The 20,778-nt window shown below is 69.5% G+C and carries 18 protein-coding genes; 9 read left to right on the plus strand and 9 right to left on the minus strand.

Annotated features, from left to right (window positions below; all coding sequences use genetic code 11):
- The first annotated feature begins 17 nt into the window (after positions 1-17).
- Both QY307_09950 and QY307_09955 read left to right on the plus strand, forming a co-directional pair.
- On the plus strand, positions 18-1,025 hold the full coding sequence (locus tag QY307_09950; GenBank protein WKZ82390.1) for a beta-ketoacyl-ACP synthase III: 1,008 nt from the start codon (positions 18-20) through the stop codon (positions 1,023-1,025).
- Entirely contained in the window at positions 1,019-1,891 is an 873-nt protein-coding gene (locus QY307_09955) for an arginase family protein (GenBank protein ID WKZ82391.1), read from the plus strand. Before QY307_09950 ends, QY307_09955 begins: the two co-directional genes overlap by 7 nt.
- Here QY307_09955 and QY307_09960 read toward each other — a convergent pair whose 3' ends face one another.
- The 6 genes from QY307_09960 to QY307_09985 all read right to left on the minus strand — a co-directional run bounded on the left by QY307_09960 (position 1,892) and on the right by QY307_09985 (position 8,911).
- On the minus strand, positions 1,892-3,766 hold the full coding sequence (locus tag QY307_09960; protein WKZ82392.1) for a VanW family protein: 1,875 nt from the start codon (positions 3,764-3,766) through the stop codon (positions 1,892-1,894).
- Positions 3,767-3,798: 32 nt separating this feature from the next.
- Complete coding sequence (gene bcp, locus QY307_09965) at positions 3,799-4,263, minus strand: thioredoxin-dependent thiol peroxidase (GenBank protein WKZ82393.1); 465 nt, start codon at positions 4,261-4,263, stop codon at positions 3,799-3,801.
- A 49-nt stretch (positions 4,264-4,312) separates the two neighbouring features.
- Entirely contained in the window at positions 4,313-5,338 is a 1,026-nt protein-coding gene (gene rlmN / locus QY307_09970) for a 23S rRNA (adenine(2503)-C(2))-methyltransferase RlmN (GenBank protein ID WKZ82394.1), read from the minus strand.
- Between the two features lie 4 nt (positions 5,339-5,342).
- Positions 5,343-5,690: a helix-hairpin-helix domain-containing protein gene (locus QY307_09975; GenBank protein ID WKZ82395.1), complete on the minus strand. Its 348-nt coding sequence runs from the start codon at positions 5,688-5,690 to the stop codon at positions 5,343-5,345.
- A gap of 1,013 nt (positions 5,691-6,703) precedes the next feature.
- Complete coding sequence (locus tag QY307_09980) at positions 6,704-8,287, minus strand: gamma-glutamyltransferase (protein ID WKZ82396.1); 1,584 nt, start codon at positions 8,285-8,287, stop codon at positions 6,704-6,706.
- 9 nt (positions 8,288-8,296) lie between these two features.
- On the minus strand, positions 8,297-8,911 hold the full coding sequence (locus QY307_09985; GenBank protein WKZ82397.1) for a hypothetical protein: 615 nt from the start codon (positions 8,909-8,911) through the stop codon (positions 8,297-8,299).
- 504 nt (positions 8,912-9,415) lie between these two features.
- Between QY307_09985 and QY307_09990 the strand changes: the two genes are divergently transcribed.
- From QY307_09990 to QY307_10005, 4 genes are read left to right on the plus strand one after another with little or no spacing between them, the layout of a single operon-like run.
- Positions 9,416-10,717, plus strand: coding sequence for an HD domain-containing protein (locus tag QY307_09990; GenBank protein WKZ82398.1), 1,302 nt, complete (start codon positions 9,416-9,418; stop codon positions 10,715-10,717).
- Complete coding sequence (locus QY307_09995) at positions 10,710-11,894, plus strand: hypothetical protein (protein WKZ82399.1); 1,185 nt, start codon at positions 10,710-10,712, stop codon at positions 11,892-11,894. Before QY307_09990 ends, QY307_09995 begins: the two co-directional genes overlap by 8 nt.
- 36 nt (positions 11,895-11,930) lie before the next feature.
- Positions 11,931-12,698, plus strand: coding sequence for an enoyl-CoA hydratase-related protein (locus QY307_10000; protein WKZ82400.1), 768 nt, complete (start codon positions 11,931-11,933; stop codon positions 12,696-12,698).
- The gene (locus tag QY307_10005) at positions 12,695-13,180 is read left to right on the plus strand and encodes an NUDIX domain-containing protein (protein ID WKZ82401.1); all 486 of its coding nucleotides are present in this window, start codon (positions 12,695-12,697) and stop codon (positions 13,178-13,180) included. The genes QY307_10000 and QY307_10005 overlap by 4 nt, the downstream gene beginning before the upstream one ends.
- A 4-nt stretch (positions 13,181-13,184) precedes the next feature.
- On the opposite strand, the gene QY307_10010 is transcribed toward QY307_10005, so the two are convergent.
- On the minus strand, positions 13,185-13,805 hold the full coding sequence (locus QY307_10010; GenBank protein WKZ82402.1) for a TlpA disulfide reductase family protein: 621 nt from the start codon (positions 13,803-13,805) through the stop codon (positions 13,185-13,187).
- A 51-nt stretch (positions 13,806-13,856) separates the two neighbouring features.
- Between QY307_10010 and QY307_10015 the strand changes: the two genes are divergently transcribed.
- Positions 13,857-14,471 (plus strand): sulfite oxidase-like oxidoreductase, encoded by a 615-nt coding sequence (locus QY307_10015; GenBank protein ID WKZ82403.1) that lies wholly within the window; start codon positions 13,857-13,859, stop codon positions 14,469-14,471.
- Here QY307_10015 and QY307_10020 read toward each other — a convergent pair.
- Positions 14,443-15,519 carry an enolase C-terminal domain-like protein gene (locus QY307_10020; protein WKZ82404.1) on the minus strand — a complete coding sequence of 359 codons (1,077 nt, stop codon included), beginning with the start codon at positions 15,517-15,519 and terminating at the stop codon, positions 14,443-14,445. The two genes, QY307_10015 and QY307_10020, sit on opposite strands and share 29 nt — an antisense overlap.
- Before the next feature lie 17 nt (positions 15,520-15,536).
- The gene (acnA, locus tag QY307_10025) at positions 15,537-18,224 is read right to left on the minus strand and encodes an aconitate hydratase AcnA (GenBank protein ID WKZ82405.1); all 2,688 of its coding nucleotides are present in this window, start codon (positions 18,222-18,224) and stop codon (positions 15,537-15,539) included.
- 93 nt (positions 18,225-18,317) lie between these two features.
- Here acnA and QY307_10030 point away from each other — a divergent pair, with 93 nt between their 5' ends.
- Positions 18,318-18,869: a LemA family protein gene (locus QY307_10030; protein WKZ82406.1), complete on the plus strand. Its 552-nt coding sequence runs from the start codon at positions 18,318-18,320 to the stop codon at positions 18,867-18,869.
- 101 nt (positions 18,870-18,970) lie between these two features.
- Positions 18,971-20,746: a DUF2207 domain-containing protein gene (locus QY307_10035; protein ID WKZ82407.1), complete on the plus strand. Its 1,776-nt coding sequence runs from the start codon at positions 18,971-18,973 to the stop codon at positions 20,744-20,746.
- Positions 20,747-20,778 lie beyond the last annotated feature (32 nt).

The following is a 20,778-nucleotide window of genomic DNA, read 5'->3' on the forward strand; positions in this document are numbered from 1 at the left end:
TCACTAGCCTGCGCTGCGTGCTGCGGTCGAGGATCACAGGGGTGGGGGCGTTCCTGCCTGAAGGCGTGGTGACCAATCGCGCGCTCGAGAAGGTGATGGAGACCTCCGACGCCTGGATCGTGCAGCGCACCGGCATCAGGGAGCGGCGTTGGGTGGACCCCGAGGTGGCCACCAGCGACCTGGCCCTCGAGGCGGGATCGGCGGCACTGCTCGATGCCGGCCTGCAGCCCGGCGATCTGGATGCCATCTTCGTCGCGACGCTCACTCCCGATCACTTCTTCCCGGGCACGGCCTGTTTTCTCCAGGCCAAGCTCGACGCCCCGGTCGGGATCCCTGCCATCGATGTGCGCCAGCAGTGCAGTGGGTTCGTCTACGCCGCAGCCATCGCCGATCAGTTCATTCGCTCAGCGGCGATGCAGCGCGTCCTGGTGGTGGGTGCCGAGATCCACTCCAAGGCGCTGCACCTCGACACGCAGAGCAGGGACGTTTCGGTGATCTTCGGCGACGGTGCCGGCGCCGTGATTCTCGAGGGGTGCGACGTGGTCGGAGCCGGAGAGTCGCAGATCCTCTCCACCCATCTGCACTCGGACGGGCGGTTCGCCGATCAGCTGTGGCTCCCGGCGCCGGGAATGGCCTTCCCTCGTTTCATCGATCACGACCTGATCGACGCCGGTGCCCACCATCCCAAGATGAACGGCCGGCTCACCTTCGTCCATGCGGTGGCCCGCATGGACGAGGCGGTACACGAGGCCGTCGCCGCCAACGGGCACACCCTCGACGAGGTCGACCTGTTCCTGTTCCACCAGGCCAACCTGAGGATCAACGAGGCGGTGGCCAAGGACCTCGGAATCCCTGCGAGCAAGGTGTTCAACACCATCGAGTGGACCGGCAACACCAGCGCTGCCACCATCCCGATCGGAATGCACGAGGCCCGCAAAGCCGGCGTGCTGCAGCCAGGGATGCTGGTGGCGGTGGCAGTGTTCGGCAGCGGGCTCACCTGGGGATCGATGCTGCTGCGATGGTGAAGCCCCTCGCCCTGCTCGGCGTGCCCTTCGATGGTGCCGCCACCCTGGGGTGGCCCGGGGCGCGATACGCCCCCGACGAGGTGCGCCGCAACCTCGGCTGGATGAAGATGCGGGTCGAAGACGGCGCCATCTACTGGATCGACCGGGACCAGGTGATTCCGTTCGATCCCGCTCGGCTCGAGGACGCCGGTGATGTGGCGGTGGTTCCCCACGACCTGATGGCGACCCTTGCCGCCACCAGGGAGCGCGTCTGTGAGCTGGTGTCAGGCGGGCGGGTTCCGGTCGTCGTCGGTGGGGACGACTCGGTTCTGTTTGCGGCGGTCGCCGGGGTCCATGACGCCGTTGCGGGGCGGGTGGCCGTGATCCACTTCGATGCCCACCTCGACCTGACGGCGGGAAACCCGCTTCAGGGGATGCACAGCCAGTCGAGCGGGATGCGCCGGGCCCTGGAGTTGGAACGGGTCGATCCACGATGCAGCGCCCAGGTGGGGACTCGGAACTTCAACTTTCCGTCATCCAAGGCATTCATCGACTCGGTCGGGTTGACCGAGATCCCTGCGACGCGCGTGGACGCCATCGGGGTGAATGGGGTGCTCGAGGTGCTCGACCCGCTGATCTCGGCGGCCGACCACCTGTTCGTCGGAGTCGACATCGACGTGCTCGACCCGGCACACGCCCCGGGTGTCGGGTGGCACGAGCCGGGCGGCCTCACCAGCAGGCAGCTGCTCGATCTCCTGGTGGCTCTGGCCCCGGGCGTCGATGGGTGGTGCTTCGACGAGGTGAACCCGATGACCGACCACCGGTCGCAGACCTCGATCCTCGCCGCCAACCTCATCTTCCAGGTGGCGGTGGCATCCGGCCTCTGACTACGGCACCGTGGTGGTGGTCGTGGTCGTCTCGGGAGGGGCACACGTCGGATCGGCTTCGTCCCACTCGAGGATCTTCCACATGCCGGCGTAGCGGTGCGGCCAGGACTCGGTGGTCTTGGTGCCGTCGGGGTAGGTGATGTAGCGGTACACGGTGACCGACCAGCCGCCGGCGCCGTTCTGCGCCACCTTCGCCGTCTCCTCGGAGCAGTACGGGGCCGCCAGCTCCGGGTTCTGCCTCTTCACCGTCGTGATCGAGGTGTGGTTGTAGCGGCCGGAGAGCCCGGCCTCGACCAGCAGGCCGCCGTTGTCGCCGTAGATCTTCACCGTGATCGAGGTGTCGGTGTGGGAGGTGCGGATCACGACGGCGTTCTCGGTGTTGTTGCGGAAGATGAGCTCGGGTGAGCGCCATCCCATGGTGGCCTCGCGTCCCTCCGGGTAGCGGCTGAACCAGGCCGAGTGCGGGGTGTGGGAGACGTCCTCGAGCCCGGCGAAGAACACGGCGTTGTACAGCGTCGTGGCGAACTGGCTGGTGCCGCCTCCGATGCAGATCTCACCCTCCTCGACCAGCTCGCCGCCCTGCAGGGCGCCGGCGCAGACATAGCCCTTGTCCACGGTGCGCTTGCCCACATGGTCGTTGACCGAGAAGAGCTCCCCGGGCATCACCAGCGCCCCGTCGACGGCGTCGGCGATGCGCTGGATGTTGATCACCCGCTTGGCGCAGCATGGATGGTTGGTGGTGAACTCACCGATCACGCCCTTGATGCCCAGGGCCTCGGCATCTGCGGTGGAGAACTCGGCCTCGCGCACTACGGTGTACGGGAGGTCGCCCTGCCTGCCTTCGGCGTCGATGGCAGCGAGGATCGCATCGACGAGCCGGTCGGTGTCTGGCGCCGTCACCGGGATGCTGGGAACGATCTCGACGGTCTCGGCCTCGTCGTCGATGACGATCTCGGCGTCGACGGCTTCGGTCTCCAGGGCCGGCCCCATCGACTCGATGTGGGCGATCAGCGGCGCCGGATCGAACGAGAGGGAGAACCCGACCCCGCCGTCGGGATCCTCGGTTCGAGTGATGATCAGCGCCTCGATGAGCAGCGTGGGATCGAACGTGACCTCGGTCCCCAGGTCGCCGTTGGTCAGCCTCACCCGCTCGTCGACCATGGCATGGGCCTCGGCGGCGACCGCATCGATCTGCTCGGCGGTGGTGGTCGGCTCCAGGAAGCGGGTGGGGAGGGTCACCGGGGAGCGGTTGGGGTCTTGCAGAGCGGCGGCGATGAGCGGGATCGCCTGGTCGGTGTCGATTCCCGTGCCCTGGGCCGGGTACTCGACGACGATCGCGCCGTCCTCGACGCGGACGTCACCGGCGTATGCGGGCTCGTCGATGCCCTCGATCTCCCATTGGCGCATGATCTCGGCGAGCAGGGCCTCGTCGTAGGAGAATCCGGCTTCCAGCGTCTCGTTCCCGGCGACGAAGTTGCGCACCCACCAGCCGAACTGGGCGAGCACCGTCCCGTCGCGTCCGTTGCGCATCGCCTCGGCGACTGCGGCGTCCTCGTCCAGGTCGAAGACGATGGCCTTGGGATCGAGCTCGAAGGTCCTGCCGGCGACCTCCACCACGACCGGGAGGTCCCGCAGGGAGTCCTCGTACAGGCGAAGCGTTTCGGCGGCGTCGGAGGCGTTCAGTCCGCCGATGTCCACCCCTTCCACGACCACGGTTCCCAGGATCTCTCCTCCGTTGGTGGCGCGGTCGGCGGCGAAGGCGAGTCCGACGGCGCCGGCTGTCGCCGCCGCGGCGAGCAGCCCGATGCGCAGCGCACGCGGCAAGCGGGGAAGCCACTTGGGACGCGTCAACCGGAGCTTGGGGAAACGGGGCATGGACCGGCGGCGATTGTATAGGGGGCTGCCGGTTATCCGACTGCATCCCCGATTGCGGCCAGGAGGCGGTCGGCATGGCCGCCGGAGCGCACGTTCTTCCACGCTTCGAGGATGCGCCCGTCGGGACCGATCACGAACGTCGACCTGATGATTCCCTCGTGCTCCTTCCCGAAGCTGCGCTTGGTGCCCCAGGCACCGTATGCCTTGGCGGCTGTGTGGTGCTGGTCGGAGAGGACCGGGAAGGGCAGGTCGTGCTTGTCCCGGAACCGGGCCAGGCGCGAGACCGGATCCGGGCTGATGCCGACCACCGAGTATCCCGCGGCGGTGAACAGATCGTGCCGGTCGCGCAGGTCGCAGGCCTGAAGTGTGCAGCCGGGGGTGAAGGCGCGCGGGTAGAAGTAGATCACCAGTCCGCCGCCTGCGAAGTCGCTCAGCGACACCGGGACACCGGTCTCGTCGGGCAGGGTGAACTGTGGGGCCTCGTCTCCGGGCTGCATCGGTGCTCCTGTGGTCGTCATGTCGAGGATGGCAGGGAGCCGGTGCCGGTCAAGCCGGGGCCTTGGCCCGCAGCTGGCCGCAGGCGGCGTCGATCTCGGCGCCGCGCGTGTCGCGCAGCGTGCACTTGGCGCCATGGCGGCGGACATCGGCCACGAACGCGGCCACCCGTTCCTCGGACGGCGGCCGTTGCGGGGCGAGCGGCGTCGGATTGAGCGGGATGACATTCACGTGGGCCTGCAGCTCTCGAGCGATCGATGCCAGCGATCGCGCCTGCTCCGGGGTGTCGTTGATCCCGTCCATGAGTGCCCACTCCAGGCTGACCCTTCGGCCATGGGAGCGGCGGAAGCGCTCCGCAGCCTCGATGAGGCCGTCCAGTGGATACCGGGCTGCGATGGGCACCAGCTGCTGGCGGAGGTGGTCGTCGGCGGCATGGAGGCTGATCGCCAGGGTCACCGGCCACGGCTCGGCCGCGAGGCGGTCGATGGCCGGTGTGATGCCGACCGTGGACACGGTCACCGACCGCCCCGACATCCCGGCCACGTCGACCATGCGGCGGATCGCCTCGCGAACGTTCGGGTAGTTGGCCAGCGGCTCACCCATGCCCATGAACACCACATTGGTCACCCTCGGCGGCGAACCGGGCAGTGGCTCGGTCGCCAGCCTGGCGTTGGCCCATGCGACCTGGGCGAAGATCTCCCCGGCGTCGAGGTGCCGCTCGAAACCGAACTGGCCGGTGGCGCAGAAGGTGCATCTCATGGCACATCCCGCCTGGCTCGAGATGCACAGCGTGGTGCGGCGCGGATACCCCATGAGCACCGACTCCCAGGCGGTCCCGTCCGGGGAGCGGAACAGCCACTTGACGGTCGAGCCATCGTCGCCGGCTCGCTCCGCCTCGACGGTCATCGGCCACAGGCGGTCGCCGATGGCGGTGCGCACCGACTGCGGGAGGTTGGTCATCTCGTCGGTGGTCATGACGGGACGGCGGTACAGCCATTGCCGCAGCTGATCGACGCGGAAGGCAGGCTCTCCTTCGATGAGGACGCCGAGGTCCTCGGGGGTGGTGAGGTAGGGCAAGGCTTCAGCGGCGACGGGCCAGGGCGATCCAATCGCTCGCCCTGGCCTCGGTGACGCCGGCGGCTTCGGCGACTGCGTTCGCATCGGCGGCGGCGAGCTCGTCGAACCGAGAGATTCCGGCGGCGGCGAGACGACCCTTGAACACCGGGCCGATCCCCTTGATCTCACTCAGGTCGTCGGCGTCGGCCCGTGTCGCAGTCGGAGGTGGGGCAACCCGGAATGCCGGTGCCTCGGCGGGGGTCACCGGACTGGTCTCTGGCCGGAAGATGCGGTCTCGAAGCATCCACAGAGCAGCCACGACTCCGGCTCCGACGCCGACGATGGCACTTCCTATCTTGGCTGAACGGCGCACCCGGCAATTGTACGCCCCTAGGGTCTTCTGGGGGCGGTGGGGCGATTCCCTCTTGGGCCGTGGCGGTCGTACCATCGCCCAACATGAACCGGGCTCGGATCCTCGCCGTCGTTCCCGCCTTGGTGGCGGTCCTCCTGCCGACAACGGCGGGCGCCAAGGGGCCGGTCGGCTGTGCGGGGCGGTTCCCCGAAACCACGTTCGTGGAGGAGCGCACCGAAGGGCCATTGAGGCTGCTCGGCGCCGGCATCGGGGACGCCTTGATGGATCGCTACGCAACCGAGTTCGGCGGGCTGGCCGGGATGCTCGAGGCCGACCTGGGGTCGGTGGGCGGTATCGAAGTCTGCATCTTTCCCAACGCCGTTCCGTGGGATGCCCAGGCCCTGGGCTGGCCCGAGTTCCATCGGCTCCACGCTGCCGCCTTCGGATCCGAGGGCGTGGTGGTGGTGTCCGCCTACCTGATCACGCCCTCCATCGACGCCGGTCGCAACGGGCTGGTGCACGTCTGGCTGTGGCGTCTGGGCGAGGGCCTCTATCCCCAGGTCCTGGCCGAAGACGTGAAGGGCCTCTACCGCAACCGCCTCGACTCCACCGTGGACAGCGTGCACAACGCCCTGGTCCGGCAGAACATCGGCCTGGCCGAGCCGTGGCCACCGTTCAACTGGATGGCCGGGGCGATGACCGACCCGCTCCTGTTCGACCCCGAGAAGCCGTACGGGGGGATGGGCGACTTCGCCGGGTTCGTCATGGACGCCGGGGACGCCACGATCCTGGCTGACCCTGAACCGGCAGCCGTGGCAGACCTCGACGAGCAGTGGCGCCAGGCGCTGTACGACGAGTCGGGGTCCACCCTGGGCGGTTCCAAGGAATGGATTGTCGGTGCGGTGATGATCTTTGGCCTGTTGCTGCTTGCGGCGGCCCTGGCCTACCTCACCCGGCGCGCCCGGCTGCGGGCCCATCAGCAGCGGCGGGCCGCCGCCCTGAGGATGCTCTCCGGCCAGTCGGCGGTGGGCCGCTCAGGTTCCCCCGGCGCTGGCCGTCCCGACGCGGGGGTCGGCAGCGGCCCACCTGGTGCCGTCGGGCGCCACGGCGACGACCGAGACCGGCCCCCAGCCCGGTCGCAGTCCGGGGCCGGACTCGACGGCGTGCCCTCGGGCGCGCAGGCCGGCGACGACCTCTTCAGGCACCCCGAGTTCACAGGAGAGGACTGAGCGATATCGGTTGCGGCCTTCGGCATGCCAGCGCCAGGAGCGCTGCGCCTCGGGTGGCGACAACCCGGCGGCCAGGATGAGGGCCGCCATCTGCAGGAGGTACTGAGGTTGCTGGTCGCCACCCCTGGTGCCGAGCAGCATGGCCACCGAATCGCAGCGGGTCCACAGGGTCGGCGAGAGCGTGTGCATCGGCCGCTTTCCCGGTGTCGCCTCGTTGGGGTGTCCCTGCTCGAGCGTGAACCCGGCGCCACGATTGTGGAGGAACACCCCGGTGCCGGTGGCTCCGATCCCGCTTCCGATTCCGGTGAAGTTGCTCTGGATGCACGACACCGCCATCCCCGAAGGGTCAACGGCGCAGAAGTAGGCGGTTCCTCCGGGTAGGCGACGGGGGGCAGCCCATCGGGACACCCCGTGGTCGGAGATTCGCCGGATCCGGGGGAGCAGCCGGGCGCGGTCGAGCAGTTCGCTCGGGTCCATGGGGGCGGTGGACGGATCGGAGACCAGGAGGTCGCGCTCCCAGGCCACGGCCCGGTACGCCTCGATGAGGGCGTGATGGAAGGCGGGATCGGCGGGGTCCGGATCGGCGTCGAGCGCCTCGAAGAGGGTCGCCGCCGCCAGCGTCAGGTAGCCCTGGCTGTTGGGCGGGACCGTCCATGCCCGGAGGCCGAAGAGATCGGCCCCGAGCGCCGGCACCCAGTCCGGCCGGTTGGCTTCGAGGTCGGCGGCAGCGAGAACGCCATCGGTGGCGGCCACGATCGCGGCCGCCACCCTCCCCGAATAGAAGGCGTGGCGTCCCTCGGTGGCGATGGCGCCAAGCGTTCCGGCCAGATCGGGGCGCCGCAGCACGGTGCCGGGCGGGGGTGGCGACCCGCCCGGGTACAGGGCACGGGCCGGATCCTGGCCGGCGACGACGCCCTCGATCCGCACCAGGTCGTCCGCCAGCTCCTTCGACACCTCGAAGCCGTCCTCGGCGAGGGAGATCGCCGGTGCCAGGAGTCGGGCCAGGTTGCGCGATCCGTGGCGGCCGGCAAGGGCCTCCCATCCGTCGACGCATCCGGGCACCGTGATCGACTCCGGCGAGCGCCTCGGGATCGCCTTCAGCCCGCCGGCTCGCAGCGCGTCGGCATCGAGCCCCGATCCCCCCCGACCCGAGGCGTTGAGCACTTCCGGGGCTTCCATTCCCGGGCGGTGGACGATGGCGAACAGGTCGCCGCCCACCCCGCAGGTCGTGGGCAGCACGGTGCCCAGCACGGCGTTGGCGGCGATCACGGCGTCGGCGGCGTTGCCGCCTTCCCTCATCACCGAGAGAGCGGCCTCCGTGGCCAGATGGTGGGGGGTGACCGCAACGGCGCCGCTACCCCGGTACTCGGAGACGGGAAGCGGCGACACCGTCGGGGTTCAGTCGCGCCGGACGATGCGCCGGTTGAGGGCGTCGAGCACGGCTCGCACCACGGCCTCCGACTCGTCGCCCTGGCTGATCGCAGACCCCACGGCGATCTCCTCTCCCCGGTCTCCGGTGGAGACGACGACGGCGACGACCACGGTGCGCATGCCGATGGCGGTGGCGCCGACGGCGTCCAGGGCCAGGGCTTCGCCGGGGAGCAGGCCCTCCACGGCCCGGGTCGCCGCCTCGCCGACCAGGCGCATGCGAGCCGCCGGGGAGGCGGGGCCGGTGGCGGTTCCGACATGATCCTCCCCGTACCAGTGGAGGGTGACCGCAACCGTGGTCCGGGCCCCTTCCGGGATCTCGTGAACGCCTTTGATGGCCGGACGATCATCGCCGTCGCTCAGGTTCTCGGGGCCGATGGAGACGACGGAGATGGCGCGCCGGTCGATGCTGACCCCGAAGCGTGCCAGGGCCAGGGTCTGCACGTCGCGCACCACCTGCTTCGGCGCCTTCTGCGGCGAGGCGAGCACGTGCACCTCCGAGACGCCGTCGCCGTTGCCGGTGACGCGCACCGCCCTCACCGAGGGCAGCCTCGCCAGGGTCTCTTCGATCTCGTGGATGTCCACATCCCCTCCGCAGGGTGGGAAGGCCGGGTACGGGTCCCTCCGCCGTGGCCACCAAGCGTAGCCACCGTGGTGACCGGCTGTGATCCCTGCGAAAAGCCGCGAAATCCTCCCCAGAACCTACCGGGATGCGCTACCGTGTCTTCGGGCGGACGTCTCCCTGCGATGTGCAGGGGCGTCCGTTTTTTGGTGCCCGGAGTCATCCGGGTGGGTAGGTGAGGCCGCCGGTGGCGGCCCATCTTTGACATTGAGGTGGGCGCCCCGCGTGCCGATGAGGTACGCAGGCGACCTCCGGGGTTGCCCGGGTCACGTACGGCTGGCTAGCACTCGAGAGAGAGCGAAGCGGATCGATCCGTCGCCGGACTAGGGAAGGCGACGAGATTCAGGAAGGGAAGCGGTAAGTGACATGTGGCAGACCGTGGGAGTTAAGCCGAAGGCTTGCCGGTTCGAATGAGCTGGCGGGTCGGTTGATCAACTGACACCCGGGCAACCCCCTACCCAACCAACATGAGACCCAACGAACGCAAGGGCGCAGTCCTGGCAGCATGCCTGGCAGCAACAGGCATCGCCGTGCTCGTCGTGCTCTTCATCATCCAATCGGAACCCGATCCGATGTGGCTGTGGGCGACTCTGGCGGCAGCCTTCGTGGTGCTGGACTTCGCATCGGTGGAGGTGAACGACCGGCTCTTCGTGTCGGGTTCCATCATGGCGGCATTCACCGCTGCAGTGATCTTCGGGCCGGAGTCGGCGGTGCTCGCCGTGTCCTTGATGGCCGCCGTCGCCGTCCTCCACCCCGACGACCTGAGGGAGCGCAACTGGAGGCGCCCTGCGGCCAACTTCGGTCAGCTGGTGATCTCGGCGGCGGTGGGCACCGCCGTCTTCCTCCCCTTCCTCCCCGAAGGCCCCGTGGAGGCGTCGCACCTTCCGCTCCTCGCCGCCGGGGCCGCCCTGTCTGCGGCCGTCTACGACTGGGTCAACTTCCGACTGGTGCGCTTCATCGTGCGAATCCTCTACCCCGACCGAACCCTGCGGCCGTGGTCGAAGATGCTCACCAACCACCTGGCGCTCGCCGTGCTCGGCGGCTTCGGCGGGATCCTGGGCGCCGCCTATGTGATGGTGGGCCCGGTCATCCTCCCGCTGATGTTCATCGTGTTCCTGGTCGGCCAGATGGGTTTCCACACCTACTCGCAGCTCAGGGTGGCTCACGAGGATGCGGTGCGCGGCCTGGTCAAGGCGCTCGAGGCGATCGACCCCTACACCAAGGGGCACACCGAACGGGTCGCCCACTTCGTTCAGATCGCCGGCGGCCGCCTCGGGCTGGCCCCTGAGCGGCTGGAGCGAATGCGATGGGCGGCACTCATCCACGACGTGGGCAAGGTGGCGGTCCCATCCGGGCTGCTGCACCATCAGGGGCCCCTCACCCCGGAAGACCACCGGGTGATGACCGAGCGGATGCAGCCGGTGGAGCGCGTCCTCGCCACGGTCGACTTCCTCGCCCCCATGGTGGAGATCGCCGCCGCCCAGCATCTGGTCCATGATCCGTCGCGGGTGCCGCTCTCGCAGGAGCAGCGGCTGCTGGTGATCGCCGACGAGTTCGACGCCATGACCAGCACCCGCTCCTACCGGGCGGCCATCACCCAGCGGGAGGCGTTCGCCCGGCTGCGGGAGCGCGCCCTCGACCTCGGCCAGGTCGAGGTGGAGGCGCTCATCGGGGCCATCATCGAGCGTGGCGAGGCGTATGGCTCCCCGGAGCGGGAGTCCTCCGAGGCGGTGGAGCGCCTGGTCCGGGAGCGTTCGATCCGTGCCTGACCGTCGTCGCCTCGCTGTCGCCCTGGTCGCTGCTGCTGTCGGCACCGGAGCCCTGGCCGCCCGGTGGCCGGGCCCGATCGGGCTGCTCGTCGTCGGCCTCTACGCCTTGGCCCAGGTGCCGCTCATGCCGACACCCTCAGGTATGGGGGTCTCCTTCACCCCGGCGGTGGCAGGCGGTCTCGCCCTGGCCAGCGGTGGTTCCCCGATCCTGGTGCTGGCCGCCGGGGCGGTGGCACTCCCCATGGGTGTCGCCGCAACCCACTTGGTCCCGTGGGGAGCCACCGCGCGGTCCCGCATTCCCTCGGAGGCTGCAGGGGTGGCATCGTTTGGCGCCGTCTTCTGCGCCGCCGTTCTCCTGTTCCCCGAACGCCAGGTCGACCATCCGCTGGTGCTCGCCGCTTTCGCGGCGTCGGCGACGATCGGCTTGATGGTCACCACGCTCCTTCGCGCCGGCGCCGGAGGACGGCTCACACCTCGCCGGCTGCTGATGGTGCGCGCCTTCGCCGACTGGCCTGCGTACACGGTGCTGTATGCGGCCGCCGCCATGTTCGCCATCACCGTCCCCGAGATGGGGGCTTGGTCGCTCCTCCTCGCCGGCCTCCCGACGGCATTCGGGTACCTGGCCATGATGCGCCTGCAACGTACCCGCCACACCTACCGGCAGACCATCCACGCCCTGGGCCGGATCCCCGAAGCAGGCGGGCTGGTCGCAGATGGGCATTCCGAGCGAACGGCGGCATTGGCCACCGCGGTGGCGGCACAGCTCGGTCTGGGCGGCCGGGCCCTGGACCGGGTCGAGTTCGCCGCCCTGCTGCACGGGATAGGCCGGCTGGTGCTCGCCAACCCGGCGGTGACCGCCGGCGAGTACAGCCTCGCCGACGTCAGCGGCTGGAGCGCGGCGATCATCGGGGAGTCCGAGTATCTGGCGGAGGTCGCCGAGATCGTCGCCGTGATGAACAGCCCCTACCGACAACCCGGCCAGGAGCGCGACCGCTCCCTCCCGGTCGAGGCGCAGGTGGTCCGTACCGCCTCCGCGTTCTGTGACGGGAGCTCCGAGGGTGCAGGCCCACTGGAGGCCATGGAGACCCTGCACCGCGGTGCCGCCTACGACTTCGATCCCGAGGTGGTCGCCGCCCTGCGCCGGGTGCTGGAGCGCGAGGGCGCCATCGCCGGCTGACCCGGATTAGCCTCGGGCGCCCGCCTCCGAGGACTGATGCTTCGCTACCAGGTCACACCGCCACGGGCCACGGTCACCATCGACGATCCGGAGAGGCGCAACCCCCTCTCCAACGCGGCGATGGACGAGATGGCCGAACTGATCGTGCGCGCCGCTGCCGACCCGGAGGTGAGGGTGATCGTGATCACCGGCGCCGGCGACCAGGCGTTCTCCGCAGGGGGCGACCTCGGTGGAGGCTTCGTCGATCGGCCGGTCGCCGGGCACGGTGAGAGGGCCGCCCTCGCCCGGCTGCTGATGGCGATGCGGGACTGCGGCAAGCCGACGCTGGCCAGGGTCAACGGACACGCCCTTGCCGGCGGGTTCGGTATCGCCGCCGCCTGCGACGTGGTGATAGCCGTGGACGATGCCTCCTTCGGGGCTCCCGAGATCAAGGTTGGCCTGTGGCCGATGATGATCACCGCCGTGCTGCAGCGAGTGATGCCCCAGAAGGCGGCCTTGGAGCTGATGATGACCGGGCGTCGCATCGACGCCGAGGAGGCGCGGCGTCTCGGTGTGGTGTCGCGTGTCGTGGCCCGGCACGAGCTGGACACCGTGGTCGACCTGGTCGTCGCCGAACTGGCCTCGATGAGCCCGCTGGTGCTGCGCCTCGGTCGCGACGCCTTCTACGCCGTCGAGGACATGGCGTTCGAGGAGTCCTTGCAGCGCCTTCACGCCGGGCTGACGGCGGTGGCCGCCACCGAAGACGCCGCCGAGGGTGTCGCCGCCTTCGTGGAGAAGCGCAAGCCGCGTTGGCGGGGAAGGTGACATCCACGGAGCCGAAGCGTTTCCGACCGTCGGCGAAGGCGGTGGTCGTCGTCGACGGTCGGCTCCTGGTGACCCGAAACCGAACACCGGGTGACGCTCGGCCCGACTGGCACATCGTGCCCGGCGGCGGGCAGCGCCCCGGAGAGACCCTTCACGAAGCCCTGGTGCGCGAGGTGGCCGAGGAGACCGGCTTCGAGGTGGTACCCGGCCGGCTGCTCTGGGTGCGCGAGCTGATTGCCGCCCGTCGGACCGAGTTCCCCTTCGATCCCGAGGATCACGCCATCGAGGTGATGTTCGCCGCCACCCCGACCGGCGTGGTCTCCGAGCCCAGCGAGGTGGATTCCTACCAGCAGGAAGTGGTGTGGGTCACCGGGCCCGAGCTGGAGCGCATTCGCTTCTATCCGGCCTCACTGGTGCCGGCCATCCGCCGTTACATGACCGGAGGCGACCCGGGCCCGGTCTACCTGGGTGACGTCGACTGAGGCCTCACGGTCCGAACGCCGTCTCCAGCAGCGAATCGAGTTGAGCCTCGTCGAGCCTGCCGAACACGGTCTTCACGATCAGGCCGTCCGTCGAGATGAAGTAGGTGGCTGGCAGGCCAGGTGATGGGTAGCGGCGTGCCACCCGCTCCGCCTCGTCGATCGCCAGCGGGTAGGAGACGGCGATCTCGGCGGCGAACCCGGCGGCCGCCGTCGGGTCGTCCTCGACGGCCACCCCCAGGAAGAGAACCTCGGGGTGGGCGGTGGCGGCGGCGTCGAGCGCCGGCATCTCCGCCCGGCACGGGGTGCACCACGAGGCCCAGAGGTTGAGCACCACCGGCCGGCCGTCCTCCTCGAGATGGGTCGACAGTCGAAACGGGGTGCCGTCGATCAGGTCCACTTCGAAGTCGGGGGCGGTGTCGCCGGCCACGGTCGGGATCGGGCCCAGCGAGGGGAGGGAGGTGTCGGCGGCGTCGCCCTCGGTGCCTCCCAGAAGGGCGGCGCCGCCGGCGACCAGACCCACGAAGATGAGGGTGAGCAGGCCAAGAGGCCAGCGCCTGCCGGCTCGGGTCGGGGCGGGATCGGCAGCCGGTTCGGGCGTCGGCTCGGCAGCGGTGTCGAGATCCATCGCTGCGAGCGTACCGGGGCCACGTCGGTACCCCATGGGTACCATCGGTCGATGCCGTCGTTCTTCGAGCGCAACCGAGCCGGTCTCTCCGAGGGGGGGATCGATCCGGCCCGCCTCCCTCCCGGCCAGTACCACACAGATCGTTTCCCGGTGCTCCACGCCGGGGAGGTGCCCACCGTGGATCCGGCAGAGTGGGAGTTCACGGTGGGCGGTCTGGTGGGGAAGCCGGGACGATGGGACCTGGAGGGATTTCGATCACTGCGGCGGCGGTCGATCGTGGCCGACATCCACTGCGTCACCAAGTGGTCGCGGTTCGACACCGAATGGGAGGGGGTACCGACCACGGAGGTGCTCTCGCTGGTGTCGCCGCTTCCCACCGCCACCCATGTCCTGGTCCGGGCCGAGCACGGCTTCACCGGGAACCTCCCTCTCGAGGACTTCGCCCGGGAGGACAACCTCTTCGCCTGGCGGCACGGTGGCGAGGATCTGACCCCGGATCACGGCTGGCCGCTGCGGCTGGTAGTTCCACACCTGTATTTCTGGAAGTCGGTGAAGTGGGTGCGGGGATTCGACCTTCTGGACCACGACCGGCCCGGCTTCTGGGAGCGCAACGGCTACCACATGTACGGCGACCCGTTCAGGGAGCAGCGCTTCTGGGGGGATTGAGGGCGGCTCTCTCGAGGGACACCTCGGCCTTGCGGATGCAGGTCCGATCGAGGAGTTCGGTGTCGGGATCTATCCCGATGCCGGGGGCCTCCTCGGGCGCCACCGCACCGTCGACAGCGTCCGGGTAGGGCGCCAGGTCGGCGGCGAGGTAACCGTTGGGGGGTCCGACGGCGGCGTCGTCCACCCCGGGCAGCGTCGCCAGCGCCAACAGGTGCCTCCTCCCGATGGCGGTGTCGAAGGTCCCCCCCACCTGCACGCCGACGCCGGCCGCCGAGCACAGGTCGAGTATCGCCCGCAAGGCGGCCAGCCCCGCCCGGTTCGGTTTCACCGCCACCCGCCCGGCGGCGCCGGCGGCGAGTGCTCGGCGCACCGCAGCCTCGTCGGGGACGCTCTCGTCGAGGGCCACCACCGCCTGCAGGCGCCGCCTCAGGGCTGCATGAGAGTCGAGATCTTCGGCGGGGAACGGTTGCTCGATGAAGGAGACACCCATGGCGTCGAGGGCGGTGAGACGGTCGTCGCCCGGATCCCGGTAGGACCCGTTGGCGTCCACACCGATGTCGAGCCCGGGAACTCCCTCGCGAAGCACGCCCACCGGCTCCAGCTCGCGGTCGGGGGCCACCTTCACCTTCACCGCCCGCACGCCTCGGTCGGCCAGCCGGTTCGCCTCGGCGGCGGCCTGCTCCCGGTCGAGGATCCCCAAGGGTGTGCGGGCAGGAACCGGGCGTCCCGACGCCCCAAGGTGGCGGTGCAGCGGAACCCCGGCAGAACGGGCGGCGGCGTCGGCCCTTGCCGCCTGCATGGCGGCGGCTGCGATCGGGACCGGGGGGAGGCCATCGATCCAGATCTCGGGGCGGCAAAGGGTGGCGTATGCGGCCTCGGCGGTGCCTGCCCTGCCCGACGGGAACGCCGGGGCCTCACCCCAGCCGACTGAGCCTTCCGCGTCGAGGGCGACGATCACCGAGCGGCGGCCCGTGTAGGTGCCCGTAGCCGTGACGAGCGGGCTCAGGAACTGCACCTCGATCTCCCAGAGCCGCAGGCGCGGGGTCATGTCGGGCAGGGTAGGGGTCAGGCCTTCTCCTGGCGGGCGCCTTCGGCCATCTGCCGCAGCACCATGTGGAGGATGCCGCCGTGGCGCAGGTACTCCACCTCGATGGGCGTGTCCACCCTGGCCACGGCCGTGAACTCCACCGAAGAGCCATCGGAGCGGGCGGCGGTGATCCGGAGGAGCGACCTGGGCTCCAGGGAGTCGTCGAGGCCGATGGCGAAGGTCTCGGTTCCTTCCAGTCCCAGCGTGGCGGCGCTCTCCCCGTCCTGGAAGGTGAGCGGCAACACCCCCATCATCACCAGGTTGGAACGGTGGATCCGTTCGAAGGACTCGACGAGAACCGCCTTCACACCGAGGAGGAAGGTCCCCTTGGCGGCCCAGTCCCGTGATGATCCCATGCCGTAGTCCTTGCCTGCGATCACGATCAACGGCGTTCCTGCCCGCCGGTAGGAGAGAGACGCCTCATGGACGCTCTTCACCTCCCCGTCGGTGAAGTCGGTGGTGAGCCCGCCCTCGGTGCCGGGAGCGAGACCGTTGCGGATACGCACGTTGGCGAAGGTGCCCCGGGTCATGACCCGGTCGTTTCCCCGCCGCGACCCGTACGAGTTGAACTCGGCCGGGTCGACTCCGCGCTCCATCAGATACCTGCCGGCCGGGGAGTCCTCGGCGATCGAGCCGGCCGGGCTGATGTGGTCGGTGGTCACCGAGTCGCCGAGCATCAGCAGCGCCCGGGCACCTTCGATCGGCTGCAGCGAGGCCGGTTCGGTGGCCAGGTCGCGGAAGAAGGGTGGCTCCTGTATGTAGGTGCTGGCCTCGCTCCATTCGTAGATGTCGCCTGTCGGGGCGGCTATTGCCTGCCACTCGTCGGATCCCTCGAACACCGAGGCGTACTGCTCGCGGAAGCGGTCCTCGGTGACATGGGCCGCCACCAGGGAGGCGACCTCGTCCGGGTCCGGCCAGATGTCTCTCAGGAACACCGGGCTGCCCTCCGGGTCGTACCCGAGCGGCTCGGAGGTGAGGTCGATGTCGATCGTCCCCGCCAGTGCGTACGCCACCACCAGCGGTGGAGAGGCCAGGAAGTTGGCCCGCACGTCGGGGGAGATCCGCCCTTCGAAGTTCCGGTTGCCGGAGAGAACGGCAGCCGCCACCAGGTCGTGCGAGACGATGGCGTCGTGGATCGGATCGGGAAGCGGGCCCGAGTTGCCGATACATGTCGTGCACCCATAACCGACCAGGTGGAACCCGAGAGCCTCGAGGTCCTCGGTGAGCCCGGCGCGGTCCAGGTACTCGGTCACGACCTTGGAACCGGGGGCGAACGACGTCTTCACCCACGGCTTTCGGGTGAGACCCCTCCGGCGTGCCTTTCGAGCCACCAATCCGGCGCCCACAATCACGAACGGGTTGGAGGTGTTGGTGCACGAGGTGATGGCGGCGATCACCACGTCCCCGTTGCTCAGGTCGAAGCGGGCGTCGCCGTACTCGACACCGACCGCCGGCGCGACGCCCTTGCCGGCCCAGGCGCCCGCCATCTCGGTGGCCCAGGCCGCCTTCACCTGGTCGAGGTCGATGCGATCCTGTGGCCGGCGCGGTCCCGCCACAGAGGCGGTCACCGTGCCCATGTCCAGGGAGAGGGTCGACGAGTAGGCGATCGGGGCCGAGTCGTCGCGCCACATCCCCTGCATCCGGTAGTACTGCTCGACCGCCTCCACCAGCGCCTCGTCGCGCCCGGTGAGTCGCAGGTAGCGGGTCACCTGCTCATCTACCGGGAAGAACCCGACCGTCGCCCCGTACTCGGGAGCCATGTTGGCGATGGTGGCCCGGTTGGCCACCGGCATCCCCGCCAGCCCGGGGCCGAAGAACTCCACGAACTTGCCCACCACGCCGTGGGCGCGCAATATCTCGGTCACCCGCAGCACCAGGTCGGTCGCCGTCGAACCATGGGGAAGCGTTCCCTCGAGGCGGAACCCGACCACCTCGGGCACCAGCATGTAGATCGGCTGGCCCACCATCCCCGCCTCGGCTTCGATGCCGCCGACACCCCAGCCGAGCACACCGAGGCCGTTGATCATCGTCGTGTGCGAGTCGGTCCCCACCAGCGAGTCGGGGAACACCCGGCCCCCCTCGTCCCACAGCACCTTTGCCAGGTACTCCAGGTTGACCTGATGGACGATCCCGGTGGCAGGAGGCACCACTCGGAACCCGTCGAAGGCCTGCCGGCCCCACTTGAGGAACTCGTACCGCTCCCGGTTGCGCTCGAACTCACGCCTGCTGTTGAAGGCGAACGCCATCGGCGAGGCGAACATGTCCACCTGCACCGAGTGATCCACCACCAGGTCGGACTGCACCAGGGGGTTCACCAGTGCGGCGCTGGCCGGATCGCCGGTCATGCGGACGATCGCCGAGCGCATCGCCGCCAGGTCCACCACCGCGGGGACCCCGGTGAAATCCTGCAGGACGACCCGCGCCGGACGGAACGCCACCTCCACCTCGCCCACCTTGCTTGCGTCGTATCCGGCGAGGGCGGCCACGTCCTCGTCCCGCACCACCAGGCCGTCGTGGGATCTCAATGCCGCCTCGAGCAGCACCTTGATCGAGTACGGCATGGCGGCCAGATCCCCGAGATGTGCCAGGGCATCCAGGCGAAACACCTCGCGCTGCCCCAGCGGCGTGTCGACGGTGTAACGGGCTCGAAACGGATCGGGTGTCATCTCAGGTCCTCGGTCGGCACCTGCCGAGTCTACGAAGCCCGGAGAGACACGCCGTCCCAGCGACTCCAGGGCAATGCGGGTAGGCTTTCCGGCATGACCGCCATCATCATCGCCGCCGCCATCGTCGCGCTTCTGATCCTGCTCGTGGTGGTTCTCTACAACCGCCTGGTGCGTCTTCGCAACCGCACCGACAACGCATGGTCGCAGGTCGACGTCCAGCTCAAGCGCCGCTACGACCTCATCCCCAACCTGGTGGAGACCGTCCGCGGCTACGCCACCCATGAGCGCGAGACCTTCGAGGCGGTGACCCGAGCGCGCGGCCTCGCCCAGGACGCCTCCACCGTCGAGGAACAGGCCACCGCCGAGAACATGCTCACCGGCGCCCTGCGACGGCTGTTCGCAGTTGCCGAGGACTACCCGGAGCTCCTCGCCAGCGAGAACTTCCGCAACCTGCAGGCGGAGCTGACCGAGGCCGAGAACAAGATCTCGGTGGCGCGCCAGATCTACAACGACGCCACGCTGACCTTCAACAACACCGTGCAGACGGTGCCCTCGAATCTCGTCGCCGGCATGTTCGGGTTCCGGACCCGGGCCTACTTCGAGGGCGAGGACGACATCCGCAGCGCTCCCGAGGTGCAGTTCTGAAGCGAGCCCTGCCCGTCGCCCTGATCACAGCGGCGCTGCTGGCGCTGGCGGTCCCGCCTGCGGCGGCGAAGTCGTACCACGTCGCCGCCGCCCGGGTGGAGGTGGAGATCGCCTCCGACGGGTCGGTGTGGGTCACCGAACACCTCACGTTCTCCTTCGACGGCACCTTCGAGGGCGCATACCGCGACATCCCCACCTGTCCCGGTGAGCGGGTCCTCGACGTCGCCGTCTCGGAGGCAGGACAGGCCTACGCCCCCGGTGCCTCGACCGTGCTCGGGTCCACGGACAGGCCGGGCACCTTCGGAACGGTTGACCTCGGATCGCGGCTGCGGGTGGTGTGGCATTACCGCGCCGCCGACGAGGATCGCACCTTCACCATCTCCTACCGGATGACCGGTCTGGCCGTGGCCTACGACGATGTGGTGGACGTCAACCTCCAGGTGTGGGGCGACCAGTGGGCGGTGGATCTCGACCAGATCGAGGCGGTGATGTCGGTGCCGGGGTCGCCCGAGTCGGGTGAGGTGCTGGTGTGGGCCCATCCCGGCACCGTCCAGGGGTTCACCGAGTTCGATGTCGACGGCATCACCCCGCTGCTCTACGCCGTGAACGTGCCACCCAACCAGTTCGTCGAGATGAGGGTGGTGTTCCCCAGGGACCTGCTCACAGGCACCTCGGGGGCGACGGTGAGGTCGGGTGACGGCCTGGACGGAATCCTCGCCGAGGAGGAGGCCGAGGCAGCCCGCAGCGAGGCGGAGATCGCCGCCGAGGAGGAGCGCCGGCGCGCCCAGCGCAACTCGGTGCTCGCCCTGCTCCTCTTCCTGATCCCGATCCCGATCATCCTCACGTGGGGGTACCGCCGGTTCGGGGCCGAACCGCGCGTCCGTTTCGACCGGGAGTACGAGCAGGAGCCGCCGTCGAGCCATCCTCCCGCCGTAGTGGCCGCTCTGGTCTCCCAGGGCCACGCCGATGAGGCGGCCTTCACCGCCACCCTGTTCGACCTGATCCGCAGGGGAGTCTTCACCGCCGAGCCGGTGCAGGTCGAACGATCCACTTGGATGGGGCTGCGCAAGGAGATGATCTCCGACCTCCAGATCGGGCTGGGCGACACGGAGCGCTCCCTGCGGGCCTTCGAACGCTCGGTGGTAGACATCGTCGAACGCGTCCTCGACGGCGAACCCCAGCCCCTGCACGAGTTCCGCAAGCTGATCCGCGAGGACATCACCGAGAACGCCTCCACCTATCAGTCGTTTCGCCGTCAGGCGGTGGAGGCCGCCACCTCCGGCGGGATGATCGACATCTCGGGAAGGACGCGGGGCCCGGTGACGGTCGGGACGGTGATGGTGGTCTTCGCCGGCCTGGCCTGGATGGTGGCGCCGACCTTCATCGAGATGATCACCGGTGCCGCCGACACCGAGGTGTTCCGTGTGGGGATCGTCGTCGTGGGCGTGTTCGGTCTCTTCGCCGTCGGGATGAGCGCACTCTCCAACCGCTTCTGGGTGCGCCGATCGTCCGAAGGGGCGCTCCTGGCGGCCCGTTGGGAGGCGTTTCGCAGATACCTCCAGGACTTCAGCCGGATGGAGGAGGCCCCGGTCATCTCGCTCACCCTCTGGGAGGAGTTCCTGGTGTACGGGATAGCCCTCGGGGTCGCCGAGGACGTGCTCGAGGCAGCCCGGTTGAGCGCACCGGTGGAGGTCGAAGACTCCAGCCTGTTCTGGTACGGGAGCCACGGCTTCGGCGGGCACTCCTCGAACGCCATCTCCGGGATCGAGCGGGCTCTCACCGGGGCGTTCAGCCCGCCATCGTCCTCCGGTGGGGGAGGCGGGTTCTCGGGCGGTGGGGGTGGGGGAGGCGGCGGTGGCGGCGGAGGTGCCTGGTGAGGGTGCCGCCGGGCCACCGTTAGCATTCACCG

The sequence above is a fragment of the Acidimicrobiia bacterium genome, from assembly GCA_030584185.1.
GTDB lineage: Bacteria > Actinomycetota > Acidimicrobiia > Spongiisociales > UBA11373.

Bases quoted from the DNA above. Each gene is read 5' to 3' on its own strand.
- QY307_10000 (WKZ82400.1), top strand. From the start codon at position 11,931: ATGCTTCGCTACCAGGTCACACCGCCACGGGCCACGGTCACCATCGAC.
- QY307_10015 (WKZ82403.1), top strand. From the start codon at position 13,857: ATGCCGTCGTTCTTCGAGCGCAACCGAGCCGGTCTCTCCGAGGGGGGG.
- QY307_10020 (WKZ82404.1), bottom strand. From the start codon at position 15,519: ATGACCCCGCGCCTGCGGCTCTGGGAGATCGAGGTGCAGTTCCTGAGC.
- QY307_09955 (WKZ82391.1), top strand. From the start codon at position 1,019: ATGGTGAAGCCCCTCGCCCTGCTCGGCGTGCCCTTCGATGGTGCCGCC.
- QY307_10010 (WKZ82402.1), bottom strand. From the start codon at position 13,805: ATGGATCTCGACACCGCTGCCGAGCCGACGCCCGAACCGGCTGCCGAT.
- bcp (WKZ82393.1), bottom strand. From the start codon at position 4,263: ATGCAGCCCGGAGACGAGGCCCCACAGTTCACCCTGCCCGACGAGACC.
- QY307_10030 (WKZ82406.1), top strand. From the start codon at position 18,318: ATGACCGCCATCATCATCGCCGCCGCCATCGTCGCGCTTCTGATCCTG.
- QY307_09990 (WKZ82398.1), top strand. From the start codon at position 9,416: ATGAGACCCAACGAACGCAAGGGCGCAGTCCTGGCAGCATGCCTGGCA.
- QY307_09960 (WKZ82392.1), bottom strand. From the start codon at position 3,766: ATGCCCCGTTTCCCCAAGCTCCGGTTGACGCGTCCCAAGTGGCTTCCC.
- acnA (WKZ82405.1), bottom strand. From the start codon at position 18,224: ATGACACCCGATCCGTTTCGAGCCCGTTACACCGTCGACACGCCGCTG.